We start from the raw sequence: 20,484 nt of genomic DNA, 5'->3' as shown, positions 1-20,484 counted from the left end.
GTTTCGTTAGCCGATTTGGAGTAATGCAATACTATTAAAAATCTATATTTTTTCATTATATCCTAAAATATTACATAAGGAGGTGGCTAGCTATGATCCGTGTGGAAGTATTGCTGGAGAGAATAGAGGAGTCAAGGCAACTTTTATATCAATTAGGTAGTGAGTATGGATTACAACATCCCAAAGTTCTAAGGCAATCTATGGATCTTGATGAGTTGCTAAATCGATATAACAATATTAAATATGGAAAATATGCGAAGCCAGCTACTCAAACGATTAGTTTTCATGAGACGTGTAATGTGAATCAGGGAATGCCTGAGTTTATTCAAGATTATTAATAAATAATTGATATAGCATAATAGTACATAAATTATTTTGTTCTCTCAGTCGAATGGAAGCAAGACAACGAAGAGAGGTAATCGGTGTGTATATAAGAAGAGTGTCAGCATCGTGCTGACACTCTTCTTTCGTCAAGGGGGAGGATGTTTTTCTGTGCTCGTCTTACTCTGGCTTTTCTTGTCCCGGATCAGCTTGGATCGTCTCGTCTGCACCAGGGAAATCCCTTTTAATACCCATATGTAATTGACGATTCTCATAATCAAAACGATTGGGTGGCCGCTGGTCTTTGCGCCAAGGCGTGCTTTTACCTAACGATTCACTTCGCAAATCGGCTCCATACGGTCCTTCAGGAAATTCTTCGGGTACAAGATCGTTGCGCTGGGATTCAACAGTAGATAAGTCGGTGTATTGCTCTTGTTCTTCCTTCTCAAAGGGATTCATAAGTGACCTCCTAACAATAGTTAAAACACGAGTCTAGTGTTCCCCAGTTGCCGGATAACATACGAAAAATCAAAGCCCAGAAAATGATACACCACACAAAAAAAGCCTACTCCAATCCAAAATAAGGAGGAATAAGCTATTTTCTATTTTACTCATTTAGGCTGAAAAGTCTTAGATGGCCTTAGACAGGGAACGCATCATAAAACCGAAGGCTGTACGTGCGAGAGCCTATTCTTGCGGTAGGACGGGGTGTGAGTTGGCGCAAATGTTCGAAGTCGAGCTGATCCACCTGCTCAGAGAAGAATGCAGATGTTGTGCTGCCAGGCTTTCTTCTTCTATTTAAGGCACTTATCATTTCACTTGCATTCTTGATTCCAATGCCATGTCCGAAGTACTTATCATCCGAGAGCATAATGGCATTCTCACCTCGCCACTGCGGGGTATTAGGGTTAAAGTCAGGATTTTCAAAGTATACAACATCACCCGGATAAGCCTCATTCTTATTCTGTATGATACGGATGCGTAAGTCGCTGTCATACTGCCAATCATACAAGAGTAAGTCTTGGAAATAGGCATTAAAGGTATCTTTACCAAGTGTGTCGAGTGCAGCCTTATACAGGGTTACAACCATCGCTGTAGCACATTCGAAACCGTATAATGGGCCATTCTCAAAAATATCATTAATCGCATCTGAACTTAGCACGCCAGGTTTTTGATGCAGCGCTCCGTCCGCTGTTCGATACCAGAATTGCTCATTCGCATGAGAATTTCGGAAGGTAGCAAATGCAGCATCACTGTCATCGAGCGCTTTAGCGGCTTTCACAATATTACTTCTCATCTTCAGCTCAAACGACAATGCCTCGGGAGAAGTGTAACGATAGATAACCGGGCTTTCTTTCTTTTTTTGAAAAATGGATTTTTCGAGTTCTGACATGTTGGACATATCGACTTGCCCTACATCATAATTCATGATCTCGATCATAATGTCCCTCCATGAATCGTAGTAATATGGATAGGTTATTGTACGGTTCTACCAGACACTTTGTGTAAGGCTTTGGGCAATAAAACAATAAAAAATACAGCGAATAATCCATTATCCTAAATACACTTTCCTAAGCATACATTTGATATGAAGAGGAGGGTGATGAATATGGATAAGAAGCTTAGGCGTTATTATGGACTCAAACAGAAGCAAAAAGAGATAGAGCAGGAATTAGCGGAATTACGCAGTGAAATTATTAGTCATTGTAAAGAAAATGAAGTTTATGAGCTGGAGCAAGGTGGCTATAAGGCAAAGCTTGTGCTCCAAGAGCGGAAGGAATTCGATGATCATAAGCTGTATGCAGCGCTTCCGGATCCTGTGGTGTGGCGTATGCTCTCTAAGGCGGATAACTCCAAAATATCCAGTCTGGTCACACTGGGTGTTATATCTGGAGAAAAAATAAAAGGTACATATTCCATAAAGGAGGTAACATTGCTGCAGGTGGATAAGAAGTGAAAATAAGATTCAATAGATCATCCACCGGTGACGGTGAGATGATCATTTTTATGTACTGCGTACTACCATGTTCATCTCATGTCGAATTAAGGATCTTCCTAGCCTAATAATGTATATTTCATCATATTTGTATGAATAATCGAGGATAGAGGATATAATGAAAGTCCGAGCTATATTTTAAGTGAGTTGCAGGGTTTATTGAAGAAGGGAATGAATGATTTGACTACAGAAAATATGAATCATGAAATGAATGAAGAGATCGTTACTTATCAGGAGCTGAAAGCAGCAGCTAACCGGACGGCAGATTGGCGCGAGCGACTGAGAGCGGTTGAAGCCTTGGGTAAGATCGACAATCCACAAGCGATTGATGTGCTGAAGCATCGGATGACGAACGATCCGGTATATAAAGTTCAGGAGGCTGCTTATCAACAGCTGAAGGATTTGGATGAGGATGTACAGAAGCCTGTAAGAAGACAAGAGGAATTAGTGAAGGGCTTAACGAAAATGCTGGTTCGAATTAAGAAGAGCCTGCCGGATGGCCACAGTTATGAAGAATTCAAAGAGAAGCTGAAGAAGATGAGAATCGATGTGTACGATACGTATGAAGGTGACAAGGGCGAAGAGTTCGACAAGTGGCTGGAAGAGAAATGGGCTTCACTTCGGACAAGCAAGATATAAATAATAACGGAGTGATAATTTGAGTAAAGCTAAAGGTAAGGGTGGAACAGGCCGGGGAACGGGGAAAAAAGGCTGGAATCGCTGGCAAGCTAGTGCCAACAGATCCAAAAGCGCCCCAAAACCATATAAGAGCAAGAATACGAAGAACCAGGATTCAACGGATCAACCTAAGATGGATACAGATCGATTGGATATTTAGTCAACGGGTTACGTATAAATTATAGATGGGCTGATTCCTATTTTCTGATACACTTGACGTAGACAGGAGTGTAAGGGTAGGCTGGAATCGATAAAATAGATTTAGGAGTGGTAATTTGAGGAAACAAAAACCGATGTCATTTGACGAATTGTTGGCAGATTTACAAGGACAGAAAGCAGCTCAGAACGATCCGAATCATGTATCATTGAACGATCTTTTTAATGAGTCGTTTATGCGTAAACATTCTAATTTCACAAGTTTCAGTGCCTTTGTTGAGAAGGGGAACTTTCAAGTAGAGACACAGGCAGATGTCGATAATATTCCGGATGAGCTGTTCGATCGTCACGTTGCGAGAGAAACTGATTTTGCGGATTGGAAATCGATGCTGGATACAGCGACCAAGGAACTTGCAGATAAATAATTGGATATAGCTATTAAAAGACACGGGATGGTTTGCATTCGTGTCTTTTTGCGTTATGTAACCATTTTTTCTACGAAAGGAAATAGTTTGGGTATGAACATTCGTTTATTTACAGCACCCGATAGTGATAGGGTTGTGGAGATTTGGCTTCAAGGTTCTTTACAGACGCATGATTTTATTGATGCGAGTTACTGGGATGCTCAGAAAGTAAACATGAAGAGTCTATATCTTCCTTCTTCAAGAACACTTCTGCTTACGAAGAAGGATGATGATAGCATAGTTGGGTTTATATCATTGGTGGAGGATTACATAGCAGCTTTATTTATTGACGTTCATCAACAGAGTCGTGGGCTTGGAAAAATGCTGCTGGACCATGTTAAGAAGGAACATAACTTTCTACATTTAAAAGTTTACCGGAAGAATGAAAGTGCTGTAAATTTTTATCAGAAGAATGGCTTTAGGATTACGGGAGAGAGTGAAGATCCAGCAACCTCGGAACAGGAATATGTAATGGAGTGGACACAGGCTTAATCGGACTATCCAACATGTGGTGAGTGATATGTTAATGACACTAGCCGCTGCTGCTCTATTTATCGTGATTGCTATCATATTCGGAGTGATCGTGTATAACATTAGATATTAAAAATAAACAGGACGACCAAGTGAATCTTGGTCGTCCTGTTTATTTTTATTAGATTAATTAAGAAATGGCACTTGCCTTCGCAATACTCTTACGCACAAGCAGGAGATAACATAGCACAGCTCCCAGATCAGCACCGAATATAACAATGCCCATCGGCACAGCGGTCCCGCTACCCATGATACCAACGAGTGGCATAACCAATGCCCCTAAAATGTAGGACAACAATCCAAGAAGTGCAGAAGCGCTCCCCGCTGCATGTCCATAATTCTGAAGGGCCATCGAAGCGCCGGCTGTACCGACGATACCTACACAGGAAACAACGATAAACAGAGTCGGAAGAATAAGAATCAGTCCTGCTCCGCTCACAACAGCTATCAGTAATGTAGAGCCACCGATGGTTGCTAGAGCTATACCAGAGACGAACAGGTTCCGCTCACTAACTCGTCCTGCTAGTCGTCCTGTAATTTGGCCTGCAATGATAATACCGATCCCATTGACTGCAAAGATCAGGCCGAAGGTCTGAGGTGATACACCGAAAATATCTTGAAGCACGAACGGCGAACCGGAGATATAAGCGAACATACCAGCCGATACAAAGCCTTGGCACAGAGCAAGTCCGATAAATGTTCGATCACGAAGCAAAGCCCCGAACGTGGAGAGTGTATTCATGATTCCGCCTTTGGAACGCTTATCTACGCCGAGCGTCTCAGGAAGCCAGAAGAGTACAGCTAGAAGCATCAAGACACCGATTCCGGTGAGTACGATGAATACTCCGCGCCAAGAGGTGAACTGTAACAGTTGTCCTCCGATGATCGGAGAGAGAATGGGCGCTGCACCGTTAACCAGCATAAGCATGGAGAAGAACTTGGTCAGTTCAGAGCCGGAATACATATCTCTGACTACGGCTCTGGAGATGACAATTCCTGCTGAGCCTGCGATTCCTTGAACGAATCGTAGAGCAATTAACATCTCAATAGAGGTGCTAAACGCGCATAGCAGGGAAGCAACTCCATACACAACCATACCAATAATTAATGGAAGGCGTCTTCCGCGTACATCACTAAGTGGACCTGCGAACAGTTGCCCAACAGCTAGACCAATAAGGCAGGAGGTCAGACTAAGCTGTGTCAGGGACGTTGACGTATGCATGGTCTTAGCCAATTCTGGTAGGGAAGGCAAGTACATGTCGAGTGACAGAGGTCCAAATGCTGACAAAGCCCCCAGTATAAGAATCATCCAGATCCGGCTTATGCTTGGTTTGGTCTGAACCATCGTTTCTTTATGGTTTCCCGTATTTAATCTGTGTCTTACTTCACTCATAATCGTTACAAACCTATCCTTTCTCTATTTGAATCTTCTTGGAACACATCTATACAGATTAGCACAAATCTAAAGGTTGATGTATGAAAAAAATGAAAAGTGCATTCTCTAAAGAATGTTTGATCCATATATGAAACGGATTATTTGGGTGAACGAAAGGTAGGATGATATAAGAAAGACACCGGATATAAATATCCGATGCCTTTCTTATATTCGGTCTATTTTGTTCTACCATATTGCTTAGCATACGATAGGATCCGGTTGTATAACGTTTTATCCTTCAGGTTCTTTACGGGATAAAATTGAGGGCGGGTATTCACTTCTAGTATCCAAGGTCTTCGATTGTTATCCAGAGCAACATCCAAGCCTAGTTCCCTGAATCCTCTGTAATTGCGATCAAAATTGTGTCCTACGGATACGCCAAGCTGTTTCAGCCGAGTCTCCATACTCCGAATCGCCTCGTTATTATACCCTGCGCCAGCGAGTGTTTTATGAAAATATCCGACGGACCCGCCTTGATTGTAATTGGTTGCTACCTTATTCGGATTTCCGACTTTGGTAAACAGACCGGGACTTACCCAGTTGCCTTTGTTTGTTTTGTGGACCATGACACGAATATCAAATGGTTTGCCGTTCGTTTTGGCTAATTTGATTCCCTTTTGCAGCAGGAATTTTTTTGTTCCCGCGAATCGTTTCAGTTCAGTATAAAGCTTCTCTTGTGTCGAGTAAGTTTTTTTGACGGTATTGTGCTGTGTCTGATAGCCTCCGTCCTTCTTTGTGATCCGAACGATATTTACCCCGCCGGAACCGTTTGTAGGTTTGAAGTAAACCGTGGAATAGGAGGAGAGCATAGAAGATAGATTATTTTTACTGAAAGTCATTGTAGTAGGTACATAAGATCTGATATGAGAGTCCTTTAATAGCCACTGCGTTTTCTTCCACTTACTTTTGATCGTGCTGCTTTTATAGGTCATGGCGAAAGAGCCCCACCTCTCTTTTTTGCTAGCATATGAAAAGCTACGGAGGCTAGTCACTGCTTATACCCATGAGAGGGAGGCCCTTCTTTTAAATGTGATATAAATTAACTGCGTGAAGAGAACAATTTTTTATCGAAAAACAAAATAATGATAAATAAAGTTACGGCAACGAGTAAAATACATGCCGGAATAATGAAGGAAAGCAGTGTCGCTGTATTTTCCATTTTGTAATACAGCAGCATACCGAACGGCATAAGCCCGCCGCCAATTAGACTTGTCCAGACATGTAGCTTGGCGGTTTTTTTCATACTAATATCTTTAAATACATAATAGAACATACCGTAAGCAAATAAAGTGAGCCAGCCAACAACGAGGATATGAGCGTGTGCAGGTGTTAGTGAATAATCTTGTCGTCCGGCCATATCCGCACCAATCAAAGCTCCGATCAGTGAATAGATGGCGGCAATGCGAATTAACCATTTGCTATAATGGATCATTTTCCACCTTTCCCCTCCAAAAAATATATTTGAAAGATATCATTTTACATTAGAAATGTGAATGGAATATGAACAGCATGTGACAAATTCAATCTCTAAAGCTATATAAAAATATACAATAGATGTACTGATTATTTAGAAGAGTTAGTATATATTGGTTAAAGTAACAGAACTCATAAAAAAAGAAGGTATCTCTATCGTGAAATTATTTGTACGTGAGAAGCAGTTTTACAAGAGTTTCTTCTGGTTGACCTTAATCATCGGACTGCAGAACATTATCTCTCTCGGTGTGAACTTATCGGACAATGTCATGCTAGGGGGCTACAGTGAACCTGCGCTTTCGGGCGTTGCTCTCGCTAATCAGATTCAGTTTCTGCTCCATATGCTCGTGATGGGCGCTGGTGAAGGACTCGTGATTATGGCCTCGAGATATTGGGGGGCGAAGGACATATTGTCCATTCGAAGGGTTGCAAGTATCGGAATGCGTATTGCAGTGGTGTTAAGTGTGGTACTGTGGGCGATTGTATTCTTCTTTCCCCATGGAGTTCTTTCTATTTTTACAAGCGGGGAAAGTGTCATTGACGAGGGTGTTAAGTATTTGCAGATCATCTGCTTCTCGTACATCTTTTTCGCTGTAACGAATATTCTTCTGGCCTCGCTGCGCAGTGTGGAAACGGTGAAGATCGGATTTATCGTGTCTTTATCTACACTCATCATTAACGTAGCGCTGAACTATGTGCTCATTTATGGTCATTTAGGTTTTCCGGAGTTAGGCGTAAGAGGTTCCGCTATCGCAACACTACTAGCCAGGATGATTGAAACGGTCATCGTTATCATCTACATCAAGCGTTATGATCGCAAAATATTACTGAAGCTAAAGGATTTCTTCCAGCTCGATCTGAGCTTGTTCAAACAGTATATTAAGGTTGGTTCACCGATCTTATTGTCCAATACGATCTGGGGACTCGCTATGGGAGCGCAGACAGCTATTCTTGGGCATATGGGGGAAGCAGCTATTGCGGCTAACAGCATAGCCACAACGATATTCCAGCTCGTCACGGTTGTAATTTATGCGTCAGCTAGTGCCACAGCGGTTCTTATTGGGAAGACGATCGGGGAAGGATTCTCAGATAAGATCAAAGCATATGCCAAGACACTGCAGATCCTTTATCTACTTCTTGGCTTAGGTACGGGGCTTATCCTATTTATTCTTAAAGACTATGTGCTTGGTTTCTACACCATATCGGGTGAAGCGAAGGCACTTGCGCTGCAATTTATGACAATCCTTTCGATTACGGTGGTGGGTACGGCTTATCAGATGCCAGCTCTCACAGGGATTGTACGCAGTGGTGGAGATACGAAGTTTGTACTGTATAACGACTTTATCTTTATGTGGCTTATCGTTCTCCCCTCTTCATTCCTATGTGCGTTCGTGTTTGATTTATCTCCTATCGTAACGTTCATATGCCTAAAGTCAGACCAGATTCTTAAATGCTTTGTAGCCATCGTGAAGGTGAACCGATATCGGTGGATACGTTCATTCGAATCTTAAGTATAGAAAAATGAGTCGTAAGAAGCACCGAAAGGTGCTTTTCTTTTTGCCTGTTTAACAGGTGAAATCTTTGGAAATCTAGTGAATCACGAACATTAAGTTATTTTTTTAGCGGTAATGTACTGCGAAAACTAGAAAAATGCTTATTTTTATGTCATAAAATGTCATAAAACGACACGATTCGCTAAAATTACTTTGACATATTTCATTTTATCTAATAGGATAATAGTATCACTAGCAAGACAAGCACATTTGAGGGGGATAAGAGCACGATATGAAAAAGACATGGTCAATTTTACTAACGATGGTGCTGTTCGTTGGATTGTTAGCAGGTTGCGGGAGCGATGAAGGTAAATCCGAGAGCGATGCATCAGCTAAGGGCGATTCTAAAGAGAAAAAACGTATCGCGCTTGTTATTCCTGAGAAAATCGGAGTTAACCCTTTCTTCGCATTGATGGATAAGGGATTGAAGAAAGCGGGAGAAGAGTTCGGCGTAGAAGTGAAGACGATCGAATCAACGGACCCGGCTTCCATCGAGCAAAACCTACGTACCGCGGTTGCAGAGAAATATGATCTGATTATTACAGCAACTTTCCAAATGGAAGATGCACTGAATAAAGTGGCAGCTGAGAATCCAGACGTGCCATTCGCTATTGTAGATACTGTAGTTGATTTGCCTAATGTTCGCAGTGTTGTATTCCGTGAGCATGAAGCGGCTTACCTGCTTGGAGCAGCAGCGGGCTTGTCTACGAAAACAGGTAAGGTTGGTAATGTTGTAGCTGCTGATATTCCAATTATGCACAAATATACAACAGGCTTTGAAGAAGGTGCGAAATCGGTTCGCCCTGATATTGAAATCTTCGTTAACTATGTAGGCAGCTTTGCTGATCCAGCGAAAGCGAAGGAATTCGCACTTTTGCAGAACTCAAAGGGTGCTGACTTTATCGCAGGTTTGTCTGCGGTAGGCGACCTTGGTGTTTTTGAAGCAGCGAAAGAAAAAGGCTTCTTCACATCAGGACAAGATACGGATAACACTGGTGTTGATCCAGAGCACGTTGTTCTTGCTCAGCTTAAAGGTGCTGATACCGTTACTTACGAAACAGTTAAAGACTTTGTTGAAGGCAAATATTCTTATGAGGTTCTTGACTATGGTTTGAAAGAAGGCGGCGTAGGTCTTACTTATGTCACTCATGAGAGCGAAACTCCGCTAAATGACTTCATTGGACAAGAGAATGTAGACAAGTTAAAAAAGATTGCTGACGATATTATTGCAGGTAAGATTAAGGTTACGAATGCTCTAGAACAATAACTAGTTCTCACTTCGACCGGCTGTCTATGGCAGTCGGTCTTTCATTAAACTCGTGAAAGGACGACAGAACATAAATGCTACTCCAAATGGACCGTATTACCAAGAAGTATGGTGAATTTAGCGCAAACCGGGGCATTGATTTTTCACTGGAAGCAGGAGAGGTTCACGCGATTGTTGGGGAGAATGGTGCCGGAAAAACAACGCTCATGCGGATACTGTACGGAATGGAACAACCAACATCCGGTACGATAAAGCTGAACGGTAAGGAAGTATCCTTTTCCAGTCCATTAGACGCGATTCATAACGGTATCGGTATGGTACACCAACACTTTATGCTCTTTCCTTCTTTTACGATTGCTGAGAATATTGTGATCGGTAACGAACCTGGCTCTGCTATAAAGTTTGATCGTAAACAGGCTGCTCAAATCGTGGAGGATCTCTGCAATCAATACGGAATGAAGGTTGATCCCCATGCGATTACAGGGACAAGTGCTCCAGGTGTTCAGCAGCGTGTTGAAATTTTGAAAGTATTGTTCCAAGGGGCACAAGTCATTATTCTAGATGAACCTACGGGTGTGCTTACACCGATCGAGGTGCAGGAGTTACTGCAGGCTATTAAACTGCTGTCGAAGCAAGGCAAGAGCTTTATCCTCATTAGTCATAAGCTTAATGAAGTACTTGATGTCGCTGATCGTATTACAGTGCTTCGAGATGGAGCTGTGTCCGGGACGGTGATGAAGGGGGAGACAGATGCGAATGAATTGTCTCGTCTAATGGTTGGCCGTGAGCTTGCCGAGCTGAAGAAGAATCCTTCGGTCCCGGGAGATAGCGTACTTGAAGTATCTGATGTCACTGTAAAAGGTACGAAGGGCAAGCACGTATTAGATGGAATTAACCTGAAGGTGAAAGCCGGTGAGGTTGTCGGTGTTGCTGGTATTTCCGGTAATGGTCAATCCGAGCTGCTCCAAGTCATTTCGGGTCTGGCTCAGCCAGATGAGGGTCGAATTGCTGTCTCAGGAACTGATGTAACAGGCATGTCTACCCACAAGATCCGTGAGCAAGGGCTTGCGCATATCCCCGAGGATCGTTATGTATGGGGTGCGAACCGTGAAGCTACGGTCATGGATACAGGGCTTATGGGACATCAGCGTCGTTTTCAGAAGGGCGGTTTCCTTAAACTTAAAGAGATTCGTGAACTCGTATCTGGCTGGGTAAATAAGTTCTCTATTAAGACGGGATCGCTCGAAACGACCACGCAGTATTTATCCGGAGGCAACCTACAGAAGCTGATTGTTGCAAGAGAGCTCGAGCACGGGACACCGTTCCTGATCGCTGCAGAGCCAACACGAGGTGTGGATATCGGAGCGATGGAGACGATCCACACCGAACTGCTGAAGAGACGTGATGCAGGTACGGGAATCCTGCTTGTATCGTCAGAGCTAACGGAAATATTGAAATTATCGGATCGAATTATTGTGATGTATGAAGGACGGATTGCCGGCGAACTTACGGCGCAGGAAGCGACGGAAGAAAAGCTTGGTCTGCTTATGGCAGGAGGAACAGTGTAATGAACAAAATGATGAAATATATACTTCCGCTCATCCAGCCGCTGATTGCCGTATTGGTTGGACTCCTTGCAGGTGCTATTGCGATTCTTATCGCAGGGGGAGACATTCTGGAGACGTATGTGGAGATGTGGAATGGCGCATTTGGCGGCATGTACTTCTTTACGAATACATTATCGCGCGCGACCCCGATTATTCTGGTCGGCTTAGGCGCTGCCTTTGCGTTTCGTGCCGGATTCTTTAACCTCGGCTCACCAGGACAGATGATATTCGGGGCGTTAGCAGCTGCACTTGTTGGACTATATTTACCAGGACCAGGATGGCTCGTCTGTATCTGTGCTTTGCTTGCAGGTACGATTGCCGGTGGCTTCTGGTCGGTCATGGCCGGATATTTTGATGCAAAATTTGCAGTGAACTTGCTAATCTCAACACTACTTCTGAACTATGTAGCTGATTTATTCGCTGGTTATTTGGTTGCGTATCCACTTAAGGATACATCGGGTTCAGCAGCGATGGCACAATCAGCCATGATTGATAAGGGAGTATGGCTACCTAAGTTGATCAGTGGAATGCCGCTTCATTTAGGGTTTGTGCTTGCGGTCATTTCGGCGGTTGTGATGTATGTCATGCTGAAGAGATCGGTTGTTGGTTATGAGATTCGTATGCTTGGAGGTAATCCTCTATTTGCTTTATATGGTGGGATCAAGCGAGGATCCATGATGATTGGTGCGATGTTTGTTAGTGGTGGACTGGCTGGTCTTGGCGGTGCTGTTGAAATTCTGGGGTCACAGTATCGATATATCGATGGCGCTTTAACGACAGCCGACTATGCTTGGACAGGGATTATGGCTGCACTGTTAGCTGGATCTAATCCGATTGGGACATTCGTAGCGGCACTGTTCTTGGCTGCACTGCAGACGGGTGGAATGGGTGTTGAACGTAATACAGAGGTTCCACTTGAGGTGGGAGCTATTATCCAAGCTGTGTTAATCCTGTTTATATCCGCGAAGTTCACATACAGCTTCCTGAAGCGTAGAAAGGGGAACAAGTAAGTGGAACAGCTGTTTGATCTTGCTCTACTAAATACAGCCCTTCGAGTGCTTACTCCGATTTTACTTGCAGCGCTTGGGGGAGCCTTGTGCGCGCGGGTAGGATTGTTCAATGTAGGTCTAGAGGGATTTATGTTGCTCGGTGCTTTTGCATCGGTTGTTGGTAACTACTATTTCGGCAATGTGTTGTATGCGATTTTGTTTGCGATCGTTATTGTATCTATTTTCTCCCTTATATTCGCATATTTAACGATTAACCTAAGGGCAAATGTGATCGTTGTTGGTATTGCGATGAATGCGTTGGCAGCGGGGTTAACGACTTTTTGTTTAAGAGCGATTTTTAATGTAAAGGGTGCATTTTACGACAATACAATGGTCGGTCTTCCGAAATGGGAAATTCCACTGATTAAGGATATACCTGTACTAGGTCCGATCTTCTCTGGTCATACACCTCTGGTATACTTATCTTTCGTCATTGCAGGACTCATGTGGTATTATTTCTACCGAACGAAGAATGGTTTCCGGTTTCTGGCTGCAGGTGAGAATCCACTTGCGGCAAGTAGTATTGGAATTCGGGTCCCCCGGTATCAGTATGGTGCCGTGTTAGTCAGCGGGGTATTGTGTGCATTAGCAGGTGCTCAGATTTCGTTAGGACAGTTAACTATGTTTACAGAAGGCATGACAGCGGGACGTGGATTTATTGCGCTCGTGGCCACGATGCTTGGACAATCTGGACCACTAGGCGTAACGGCAGCTAGCTTGTTGTTTGGATTCATGGAAGCTGTGAGCATTCGTTTTCAAGGCTTGGCACTCCCTTCGCATTTCACGGCTATGCTTCCGTATGTTGTAACGATTGTGGCTATGTTCTTCTTCAAAGATAAGAGCTTCCTTAAGGATGCTCAGAAGCAAGGTACAAGCTCTAGATAACACAACAAGAAGGAGATGAGCTCGGTGCATAAAAAAGCAGAACGGTTAAAAAAAATGAAGCCGATGCCTGTTTCGAATCTTACGGATGAGCAGCGAGCCAAGCTGCCACCAGGACAAGCATTAACGGAGAAATTCCCTATTCTTCATGAAGGTGAAGTTCCTCATTACGACATGTCAGCGTGGACACTTGAGGTGTTTGGTGAGGTGGAAGAAAGACGTGTATTCACTTATGAAGAGTTAATGTCCCTACCGACCGTAACGGTCGATTGTGATATCCACTGTGTGACACGCTGGTCGAAGTTTGATACACACTGGGAAGGGATTCTGTTTCGGGATTTCCTGAAGTTGTTAAAGGTAAAGCCGGAGGCGAAGTATGTTATGTTCCATGCTGATCCGGATTACGATACGAATGTGCCGATCGAGGATCTTCTCAAGGATGATGTATTGATGGCATATCGTTTTAATGGTGAGCCGCTTACAGAGAAGCATGGATGGCCACTGCGGACGGTTGTGCCGCATCGTTATTTCTGGAAGAGCGCCAAATGGCTGCGTAAGATTGAATTTATGAAAGAAGACCGTCCGGGCTTCTGGGAACGTAATGGTTTTCATAACGAAGCAGATCCTTTTGAAGAACAGCGGTTTAGTGGTGAAGCACTTCCGATACCGGAAGATGAATGGACACGTAAGGAGTATGATTAATATGTTAATGCCAATATTGCAAGTGAACTCGGAAGATATACCTGAATTTGTAGTGGTCTGTGGTGACCCGAATCGTGCAGAGATTATCTCACGTAAGCTGGAAGGTGCACGTGAGCTGGCGTTCAGCCGTGAATATCGCACATTCGTGGGAACGTATGAAGGCGTTGAGCTAGCCGTAACAAGTCATGGCGTAGGTTCACCAGGAGCAGCGGTCTGCTTCGAGGAACTCATTCGCGCGGGTGCGAAGACGCTGATTCGGGTTGGAACAGCAGGTTCATATCATGCTGATATCCCTGCAGGCAGTCTTGTCGTAAGTACAGCGGCGGTAAGAACCGATGGACTGACCAAGCAACTCGTACCAGACGGTTTCCCGGCGGTAGCTGACAGCGAAGTTGCTGAAGCATTGTATGATTCAGCCCTCTCTTTGGGTGAAGGTGTCGTGCGCAAGGGAATTACCGTGACACTGGATGTGTTCTTCAATGGTGTGGAAGAATTCCCACATCAGAAGTATAAAGCAGCGGGTGCTCTCGGCGTGGAGATGGAGATTTCCGCACTTTACGTTGTTGCTGCTCTGCGCGGTGTTCGTGCGGGTGCTATTGTTGCGATGGATGGATTCGCGGATGCCGACCTCGCAGCAGAATATGATCCGAATACGAATGTGGTTGCAGATGCTGTCGAACGTGAGATTAACGCTGCGCTGAAGGCAGTTGTAGCACTGGCAGATTAGAATGAATTTATATGGAATAGCGATTCTCTATCGGTGATTTGGCGAGGGGGATCGCTTTTTTTATTTTTTAACTATCGTAAAAAATTGTTTGAAATTTATGTGAGCACGAAGCAGCGGAGCGGACGAATCGATTCCGGAAAAGTGAAACGGTCGCCTTTGCCTTTGGATTTCGACTACTTCGAGTTTATTCAGGAAATCCAAAGGCAACAGCGATTGTAGGAACGATACGTACGTGTAGCGGTTTTCAAGAGCTATAGATTATCAACAAACACCCCCAAACATATTGACATTAAAAAATAGAACGTGTTAAATAAAAGAAGTGTTGGCACTCTCGACAGGGGAGTGCTAAAAGTAAATCAATGTTTGAAGGGAGATTCATCCATGGCTAAAAAAGAGTTTAAAGCAGAATCGAAACGATTGCTTGAAATGATGATCAACTCCATTTATACGCAGCGAGAGATTTTTCTCAGAGAGCTGATTTCTAACGCAAGTGACGCGATCGACAAAATTTATTACAGAGCACTTACAGACGATAATCTCGTATTTAATAAAGAAGACTATTACATCAAGGTGACCACTGACAAGGCGAACCGTACACTAACGATTACTGATTCAGGGATCGGGATGACGCAGGAAGATCTGGAGAACAACCTAGGGGTTATTGCGAAGAGTGGTTCCCTTGCCTTCAAGAGTGAGAATGAAGCGAAGGATGGGCATAACATTATCGGTCAGTTCGGTGTCGGCTTCTACTCTGCCTTTATGGTAGCGGATGTCGTAACCGTAACAAGTAAAGCGCTGGGTAGCGACCAAGCGTTCAAGTGGGAGTCCACGGGAACGGAAGGCTACACGATCGAGCCGTGTGAGAAGGATTCGGTAGGTACGGAAATCGTGCTGAAGATTAAAGAGAATACCGAAGACGATCAGTATGATGAATACCTTGAGGAGTACCGCCTCAAATCGATCATTAAGAAATATTCAGATTTCATTCGTTACCCTATTAAGATGGATATCAAGGGTCAGCGTCCTAAAGAAGGTACGGAGAATGAATTTGAGGAATATGTGGAAGAACAAACGGTTAATAGCATGGTTCCGATCTGGCGCAAAAATAAGGACGAGCTGACAGACGAGGATTACAACAATTTCTATACGGAGAAACGCTACGGATTTGATAAGCCGCTGAAACATATCCATATCAAAGCGGATGGCGCAGTTGTATACAATGCGATCTTGTTCATTCCAGAGAATACGCCGTTTGACTATTACACGAAGGAATTTGAAAAAGGTCTTGAACTGTACTCTAATGGTGTACTCATCATGGACAAATGCGGAGACCTTCTTCCGGATTACTTCAGCTTCGTGAAGGGCATGGTAGATTCCGAGGATCTGTCACTAAACATTTCCCGTGAGATGCTACAGCATGACCGTCAGCTCACGATGATTGCGAAGAACATTAAGAGCAAGATTAAGAGCGCGCTTCAAAGCTTGTTGAAAGATGAAAGAGAGAAGTATGAGCAGTTCTACAATGCGTTTGGTAGACAGCTTAAGTTCGGTGTGTACAACGATTACGGAACACACAAGGACGTTCTGCAAGACCTGCTGATGTTCTACTCTTCCACCGAGAAGAAGCTGGTTACGCTGGATGAGTATGTATCGAGAATGCCTGAAGATCAGAAGTATATCTACTATGCAGCTGGTGAATCGATCGATCGCATTGAGAAGCTTCCACAGACGGAGATGGTAGCGGATAAAGGATATGAAATTCTATACTTCACGGATGACGTGGATGAGTTCGCAATCAAAATGCTGATGACTTATAAAGAGAAAGAGTTTAAGTCTGTATCTAGCGGCGACCTTGGTATTGAGCCAGATGCAGAGGATAAGCCATCGGAAGCAGAAGAAGGCGAGAACAAGGAATTGTTCGAGTCGATGAGCGGAATTTTGGGTGGCAAAGTTAAGAGTGTTCGCGCATCGAAGCGTCTGAAATCCCATCCAGTGTGCCTCACAGCTGAAGGTGATTTAACGATTGAGATGGAGAAAATCTTGAAAGCTATGCCGAATGGTCAGGATGTTAAAGCAGACAAGGTGCTGGAGATCAACATCAACCACGAGGTGTTCAAGTCTCTGAAAGATGCTCATAAGGGCGATCAAGAGAAGCTAGCGCTTTACACGAACCTTCTGTACAATCAAGCATTGTTGATTGAAGGCCTGACAATCTCTGATCCGGTAGAGTTTACGAACGATATTTGCAAAATTATGGTGTAAATAAAAGCCAGAATGAAGCCTGACTCACATCACTAAACAATAACCCGCAGCAATGGATCAAATTCCAAAGCTGCGGGTTATTTGTTATTTATTCAAGCCATATCCGCTGACAGCGTCATGAGTGGTCCATCCTCTGTTGCGACGCTTTGAAGGAAATACACCGAGATGGGAAACATCGGGAACCCCACGTATCCGGGAGTAATCGCATACAGTGGATAAAAGATAACCAGCGACTTGTCAGCCAGATAATAGTCCTGGTTAGGCTGTACAGTTACGCTTCCTTCGAGCGTAGGAATATTGCGTTCTTTAATCTGCCGATTCACTTCGGCACTCAGAACAGCTAAGTAATTGGAACCCGGACGGAACAGATCTGAAAGACGATAGGATTGCCCCGTTTGTGTAGAGAAGGTCAGACCTTTAGCTACAGTATAACCGTGAGCCATGGGGACCGAGTATGTGTAATTACTAAGCATCAGACTTAACAGACCACGTTCGTTCGTTTTGATCTCAAAATGCCCGATGGTTTCCGGATTCCTTCCGGTCTGTACCCCTTGCTGAATACGCTGCATTTCTTGAATTTGCGCAGTAATCGCTCTGTTGATCTTTGCTTCGGCTTGCTGGTTAGCGAGCCCTGTTACTTGCGGGTATTGAATAACAATACCGGGAGCCTTGTAGGTCTGTGTCCGGATTTCAACCGGCGCATAATAGGCCATGTATCTTCGCCCCATTTCACATCAGATACAATAGCCTATTCAGGTACCTTAGATTGGGTTCGACGATTTAGCGGAAGTGAGAACGATAAGTTAGTTTCAAAATCTCCTACAGGAATTAACGGAAACACAGAGAAGTTAATCATAACAACTAAAGTCATGAAAAGAGGGATTGGATTGAAACAACAAGAAAGACCGAATCTGCTGCTGATTACGGTTGACCAAATGCGTGCAGATTGCTTAAGTGCAGCCGGGCATCCCATTGTAGAGACACCGAACCTGGATAGATTAGCGAACAGTGGAGTCTATTTCAAAAATGCTTATTCCGCTACCCCAAGCTGTTTACCAGCACGAGCCTCCATCTTTACCGGAATGAGCCAGCAATCCCATGGACGAGTAGGGTACATGGATCAGGTGCCTTGGAAATACCCTCATACACTTCCTGGGGAACTCGCGGCAGCGGGATACCATACCCAATGCATAGGTAAAATGCATGTATATCCTACCCGTAATTTATGCGGATTTCATAATGTAGTGCTGCATGATGGCTACATGCATTACAACCGTGACAAGAGTCGTGTGAAGGCATCGGAGCACTTCGATCAATGTGACGACTACTTGCACTGGCTGCGAAGCCAGGCTGGGGCGGATCAGGATCTGATCGATCACGGATTGGACTGTAATGCATCTACCGTCGCAAGACCATGGCATATGGAGGAGAAATATCATCCGACCAATTGGGCCGTGAGTGAGTCGATCGATTTTCTACGTCGTCGTGATCCATCCAAGCCATTTTTCCTATGGTCTTCTTTCGTTAGGCCGCATCCGCCTTTTGATCCGCCACAAGTCTACTTTGATATGTATAAGGATCTGGATATACCGCTTCCTCCTGTCGGAGATTGGGTGGATGAAGTGGCTGCAATGAATGGGGACACAAGCCCCGAGACTGCCTTCGGCAAGTTAAAGGGAAGACGTCTACAGCGAGCATTGGCTGCTTATTATGCATTAATTACACATCTCGATGATCAGATCGGAAGGCTCATGAATGCTCTATTCGAGCAAGGTGTGCTGAACAATACCATTATTTTATTTACCTCAGATCACGGGGAGATGATGGGGGATCATCATTTATTCCGAAAATCGCTGCCGTATGAAGGAAGTGCTAAGGTTCCATTCATGGTCTACGACCCCGGAAACCATCTATCTTTGAAACGAGGTAAGCAAGTGGATCAAGTGGTTGAAATGCGAGATATTATGCCGACCCTTCTTGAGGCTGCTGGTGTACCCATTCCGGATTCTGTTAATGGCTCTAGCGTATTACCTTTGTGTAGGGGGGAAGAGACGCAGTGGAGAGAATATCTCCATGGCGAACATTCTTTAGGTAATCTCTCTAATCAATACATCACGGACGGACAAATGAAGTACATATGGTTCACACAGTCCGGCCGCGAACAATTGTTTAATCTGACGGATGATCCGCAGGAATTGACGGATTTGGCACCATCTCCATCGATGTCAGCTGAACTTGCGAAGTGGAGAGATATCCTCGTTCAGGAGCTGAATGGAAGAGAAGAAGGATATTCAGATGGGACAGCATTAATAACGGGACGTAAGCCGCTAGCCTGCCTGAGTCATCTCTTGAACCAGTCGTAAAAGAAATGGACGTTATGGTATGATAGCCGATAGCGGATAATCCGTAACATTTCCAACTTGAGGAGTGGATTTACTTATGACCAAAAGTGGGAAGCTGTTAGCGAGTGCCCGGCTTATGGAACAGAATGAAGCGTTATTTAGATGTCCGGTATGTCATGGTGAAATCAAGGTAGACGATGGGAAAAGCCTACTCTGCACGAACGCCCATCGATTTGATCTAGCGAAGCAGGGCTATGTTAATATGCTGACGACGCCATCCAAGACCAAATACGATAAACGAATGTTCGATGGCCGAAAAATGATGAATGAGGCTGCTTTTTTTGAACCCATGCTAGCTCGGTTAAGTGAGATCATAGGGCAGTCGCTAGAGCCTGCCGAGGATAAAAGAATATTCCTTCTGGACGCCGGAAGTGGAGAAGGCTCACATCTAATGACCTTGCAAGAGATGGTAAGCCGCCAGATTCAAGTGGATGTACTGGGAGTCGGGATCGATATTTCCAAAGAAGGCGTCTTAATGGCCGCGAAGAATGATAGTTCTAATCTATGGTGTGTTGCCGATCTGGCTAAGTGTCCGTTTGCAGACAAGTCATTTAACGTGATTCTGAATATACTCTCGCCTTCTAATTATTCGGAATTTGATAGACTACTTGCAGATGACGGTGTATTAATAAAGGTTATTCCAGACAGTGAGTATTTAAAAGAATTACGTTCGGTATTCTATGAACAGGATGACCGTCGTGAGTATTCGAATGAACAGACGATCCAATTGTTTGATCGTAGTTTTGAATTGCTGGATCAAGAGCGGATTCGCTATTCCGTTCCATTGAATCCCGTCGAGCTTGAACATCTGGTGTATATGACTCCGTTGTCTTGGAGCGCAGCGGAAGAGCAGGTTCAGCAGGTTCTGGATCATAATCTTCATGAAATCACCTGTGACTTTACGATCTTGGTTGGACGGAAGAAGAACAAGTAAGTTTTCGTAGATTCCTCGTAATCCGTATGATTTTGCAAAATAAAA

At 44.0% G+C, this 20,484-nt stretch carries 22 protein-coding genes; 16 read left to right on the top strand and 6 right to left on the bottom strand.

The genetic code is table 11. The features are described 5' to 3' along the window. Positions 1 to 92 precede the first annotated feature (92 nt). The gene (locus tag AC3WJJ_RS22475; RefSeq protein WP_422659931.1) at positions 93 to 338 is read left to right on the top strand and encodes a Spo0E family sporulation regulatory protein-aspartic acid phosphatase; all 246 of its coding nucleotides are present in this window, start codon (positions 93 to 95) and stop codon (positions 336 to 338) included. A 163-nt stretch (positions 339 to 501) separates the two neighbouring features. On the opposite strand, the gene AC3WJJ_RS22470 is transcribed toward AC3WJJ_RS22475, so the two are convergent. Next, on the bottom strand, positions 502 to 780 hold the full coding sequence (locus tag AC3WJJ_RS22470) for a hypothetical protein (RefSeq protein WP_492543939.1): 279 nt from the start codon (positions 778 to 780) through the stop codon (positions 502 to 504). Positions 781 to 961: 181 nt separating this feature from the next. Next, positions 962 to 1,762, bottom strand: coding sequence for a protein-glutamine gamma-glutamyltransferase (locus AC3WJJ_RS22465; protein ID WP_492543937.1), 801 nt, complete (start codon positions 1,760 to 1,762; stop codon positions 962 to 964). A gap of 162 nt (positions 1,763 to 1,924) precedes the next feature. Between AC3WJJ_RS22465 and AC3WJJ_RS22460 the strand changes: the two genes are divergently transcribed. The 5 genes from AC3WJJ_RS22460 to AC3WJJ_RS22440 all read left to right on the top strand — a co-directional run bounded on the left by AC3WJJ_RS22460 (position 1,925) and on the right by AC3WJJ_RS22440 (position 4,107). Continuing rightward, positions 1,925 to 2,278 carry a hypothetical protein gene (locus AC3WJJ_RS22460; RefSeq protein WP_492543935.1) on the top strand — a complete coding sequence of 118 codons (354 nt, stop codon included), beginning with the start codon at positions 1,925 to 1,927 and terminating at the stop codon, positions 2,276 to 2,278. Between the two features lie 210 nt (positions 2,279 to 2,488). Further along, a complete protein-coding gene (locus AC3WJJ_RS22455; protein ID WP_492543933.1) occupies positions 2,489 to 2,956 on the top strand; it encodes a HEAT repeat domain-containing protein in 468 nt (155 codons plus the stop codon). Positions 2,957 to 2,975: 19 nt separating this feature from the next. After that, entirely contained in the window at positions 2,976 to 3,155 is a 180-nt protein-coding gene (locus tag AC3WJJ_RS22450) for a DUF3934 family protein (protein ID WP_492543931.1), read from the top strand. Positions 3,156 to 3,288: 133 nt separating this feature from the next. Then, positions 3,289 to 3,576 (top strand): hypothetical protein, encoded by a 288-nt coding sequence (locus AC3WJJ_RS22445; RefSeq protein ID WP_422661379.1) that lies wholly within the window; start codon positions 3,289 to 3,291, stop codon positions 3,574 to 3,576. 93 nt (positions 3,577 to 3,669) lie between these two features. After that, positions 3,670 to 4,107 (top strand): GNAT family N-acetyltransferase, encoded by a 438-nt coding sequence (locus AC3WJJ_RS22440; RefSeq protein WP_492543929.1) that lies wholly within the window; start codon positions 3,670 to 3,672, stop codon positions 4,105 to 4,107. Between the two features lie 169 nt (positions 4,108 to 4,276). On the opposite strand, the gene AC3WJJ_RS22435 is transcribed toward AC3WJJ_RS22440, so the two are convergent. From AC3WJJ_RS22435 to AC3WJJ_RS22425, 3 genes are all read right to left on the bottom strand, one after another. Next, positions 4,277 to 5,491 (bottom strand): Bcr/CflA family multidrug efflux MFS transporter, encoded by a 1,215-nt coding sequence (locus AC3WJJ_RS22435; protein WP_492544060.1) that lies wholly within the window; start codon positions 5,489 to 5,491, stop codon positions 4,277 to 4,279. A 266-nt stretch (positions 5,492 to 5,757) separates the two neighbouring features. Then, on the bottom strand, positions 5,758 to 6,513 hold the full coding sequence (locus tag AC3WJJ_RS22430) for a YheC/YheD family protein (RefSeq protein ID WP_492543927.1): 756 nt from the start codon (positions 6,511 to 6,513) through the stop codon (positions 5,758 to 5,760). Positions 6,514 to 6,620: 107 nt separating this feature from the next. After that, entirely contained in the window at positions 6,621 to 7,013 is a 393-nt protein-coding gene (locus AC3WJJ_RS22425; RefSeq protein WP_492543925.1) for a hypothetical protein, read from the bottom strand. A 199-nt stretch (positions 7,014 to 7,212) separates the two neighbouring features. Here AC3WJJ_RS22425 and AC3WJJ_RS22420 point away from each other — a divergent pair, with 199 nt between their 5' ends. From AC3WJJ_RS22420 to htpG, 8 genes are all read left to right on the top strand, one after another. Beyond that, entirely contained in the window at positions 7,213 to 8,565 is a 1,353-nt protein-coding gene (locus AC3WJJ_RS22420; RefSeq protein WP_492543923.1) for an MATE family efflux transporter, read from the top strand. 274 nt (positions 8,566 to 8,839) lie between these two features. Further along, on the top strand, positions 8,840 to 9,874 hold the full coding sequence (locus AC3WJJ_RS22415) for a BMP family protein (protein ID WP_492543921.1): 1,035 nt from the start codon (positions 8,840 to 8,842) through the stop codon (positions 9,872 to 9,874). 74 nt (positions 9,875 to 9,948) lie between these two features. Further along, a complete protein-coding gene (locus tag AC3WJJ_RS22410; RefSeq protein WP_492543919.1) occupies positions 9,949 to 11,442 on the top strand; it encodes an ABC transporter ATP-binding protein in 1,494 nt (497 codons plus the stop codon). Further along, complete coding sequence (locus AC3WJJ_RS22405; RefSeq protein WP_492543917.1) at positions 11,442 to 12,491, top strand: ABC transporter permease; 1,050 nt, start codon at positions 11,442 to 11,444, stop codon at positions 12,489 to 12,491. Before AC3WJJ_RS22410 ends, AC3WJJ_RS22405 begins: the two co-directional genes overlap by 1 nt. Continuing rightward, positions 12,492 to 13,415, top strand: coding sequence for an ABC transporter permease (locus tag AC3WJJ_RS22400; RefSeq protein ID WP_422659944.1), 924 nt, complete (start codon positions 12,492 to 12,494; stop codon positions 13,413 to 13,415). A 24-nt stretch (positions 13,416 to 13,439) separates the two neighbouring features. Further along, positions 13,440 to 14,114: a sulfite oxidase-like oxidoreductase gene (locus tag AC3WJJ_RS22395; RefSeq protein ID WP_492543914.1), complete on the top strand. Its 675-nt coding sequence runs from the start codon at positions 13,440 to 13,442 to the stop codon at positions 14,112 to 14,114. A 1-nt stretch (position 14,115) separates the two neighbouring features. Continuing rightward, a complete protein-coding gene (locus tag AC3WJJ_RS22390) occupies positions 14,116 to 14,841 on the top strand; it encodes a nucleoside phosphorylase (RefSeq protein ID WP_422659946.1) in 726 nt (241 codons plus the stop codon). Between the two features lie 381 nt (positions 14,842 to 15,222). Next, positions 15,223 to 17,103 carry a molecular chaperone HtpG gene (gene htpG, locus AC3WJJ_RS22385; RefSeq protein ID WP_492543912.1) on the top strand — a complete coding sequence of 627 codons (1,881 nt, stop codon included), beginning with the start codon at positions 15,223 to 15,225 and terminating at the stop codon, positions 17,101 to 17,103. Positions 17,104 to 17,195: 92 nt separating this feature from the next. Here the strand turns inward: htpG and AC3WJJ_RS22380 are convergent, their stop codons facing one another. Beyond that, complete coding sequence (locus tag AC3WJJ_RS22380; protein ID WP_492543910.1) at positions 17,196 to 17,816, bottom strand: DUF3298 and DUF4163 domain-containing protein; 621 nt, start codon at positions 17,814 to 17,816, stop codon at positions 17,196 to 17,198. A 156-nt stretch (positions 17,817 to 17,972) separates the two neighbouring features. Between AC3WJJ_RS22380 and AC3WJJ_RS22375 the strand changes: the two genes are divergently transcribed. Both AC3WJJ_RS22375 and AC3WJJ_RS22370 read left to right on the top strand, forming a co-directional pair. After that, positions 17,973 to 19,466 (top strand): arylsulfatase, encoded by a 1,494-nt coding sequence (locus AC3WJJ_RS22375; RefSeq protein ID WP_492543908.1) that lies wholly within the window; start codon positions 17,973 to 17,975, stop codon positions 19,464 to 19,466. 76 nt (positions 19,467 to 19,542) lie between these two features. Further along, the gene (locus AC3WJJ_RS22370) at positions 19,543 to 20,439 is read left to right on the top strand and encodes a putative RNA methyltransferase (protein WP_492543906.1); all 897 of its coding nucleotides are present in this window, start codon (positions 19,543 to 19,545) and stop codon (positions 20,437 to 20,439) included. The last annotated feature ends 45 nt before the right edge of the window (positions 20,440 to 20,484 follow it).

It is taken from the genome of Paenibacillus sp. FW507-14B1B (genome assembly GCF_058781425.1).
The sequence above is the reverse complement of the archived record's forward strand: the minus strand, read 5'-3'. Positions and strand labels throughout refer to the sequence as shown.

What these genes read in the sequence shown, in the direction of transcription:
- AC3WJJ_RS22465 (WP_492543937.1), bottom strand. Translation starts at nt 1,762, where the DNA reads ATGATCGAGATCATGAATTATGATGTAGGGCAAGTCGATATGTCCAAC.
- AC3WJJ_RS22455 (WP_492543933.1), top strand. Translation starts at nt 2,489, where the DNA reads ATGAATGATTTGACTACAGAAAATATGAATCATGAAATGAATGAAGAG.
- AC3WJJ_RS22470 (WP_492543939.1), bottom strand. Translation starts at nt 780, where the DNA reads ATGAATCCCTTTGAGAAGGAAGAACAAGAGCAATACACCGACTTATCT.
- AC3WJJ_RS22380 (WP_492543910.1), bottom strand. Translation starts at nt 17,816, where the DNA reads ATGGCCTATTATGCGCCGGTTGAAATCCGGACACAGACCTACAAGGCT.
- AC3WJJ_RS22430 (WP_492543927.1), bottom strand. Translation starts at nt 6,513, where the DNA reads ATGACCTATAAAAGCAGCACGATCAAAAGTAAGTGGAAGAAAACGCAG.
- AC3WJJ_RS22435 (WP_492544060.1), bottom strand. Translation starts at nt 5,491, where the DNA reads ATGGTTCAGACCAAACCAAGCATAAGCCGGATCTGGATGATTCTTATA.
- AC3WJJ_RS22445 (WP_422661379.1), top strand. Translation starts at nt 3,289, where the DNA reads ATGTCATTTGACGAATTGTTGGCAGATTTACAAGGACAGAAAGCAGCT.
- AC3WJJ_RS22410 (WP_492543919.1), top strand. Translation starts at nt 9,949, where the DNA reads ATGCTACTCCAAATGGACCGTATTACCAAGAAGTATGGTGAATTTAGC.
- AC3WJJ_RS22425 (WP_492543925.1), bottom strand. Translation starts at nt 7,013, where the DNA reads ATGATCCATTATAGCAAATGGTTAATTCGCATTGCCGCCATCTATTCA.
- AC3WJJ_RS22475 (WP_422659931.1), top strand. Translation starts at nt 93, where the DNA reads ATGATCCGTGTGGAAGTATTGCTGGAGAGAATAGAGGAGTCAAGGCAA.
- AC3WJJ_RS22390 (WP_422659946.1), top strand. Translation starts at nt 14,116, where the DNA reads ATGTTAATGCCAATATTGCAAGTGAACTCGGAAGATATACCTGAATTT.
- AC3WJJ_RS22440 (WP_492543929.1), top strand. Translation starts at nt 3,670, where the DNA reads ATGAACATTCGTTTATTTACAGCACCCGATAGTGATAGGGTTGTGGAG.
- htpG (WP_492543912.1), top strand. Translation starts at nt 15,223, where the DNA reads ATGGCTAAAAAAGAGTTTAAAGCAGAATCGAAACGATTGCTTGAAATG.
- AC3WJJ_RS22375 (WP_492543908.1), top strand. Translation starts at nt 17,973, where the DNA reads ATGAAAAGAGGGATTGGATTGAAACAACAAGAAAGACCGAATCTGCTG.
- AC3WJJ_RS22405 (WP_492543917.1), top strand. Translation starts at nt 11,442, where the DNA reads ATGAACAAAATGATGAAATATATACTTCCGCTCATCCAGCCGCTGATT.
- AC3WJJ_RS22460 (WP_492543935.1), top strand. Translation starts at nt 1,925, where the DNA reads ATGAATATGGATAAGAAGCTTAGGCGTTATTATGGACTCAAACAGAAG.
- AC3WJJ_RS22415 (WP_492543921.1), top strand. Translation starts at nt 8,840, where the DNA reads ATGAAAAAGACATGGTCAATTTTACTAACGATGGTGCTGTTCGTTGGA.
- AC3WJJ_RS22370 (WP_492543906.1), top strand. Translation starts at nt 19,543, where the DNA reads ATGACCAAAAGTGGGAAGCTGTTAGCGAGTGCCCGGCTTATGGAACAG.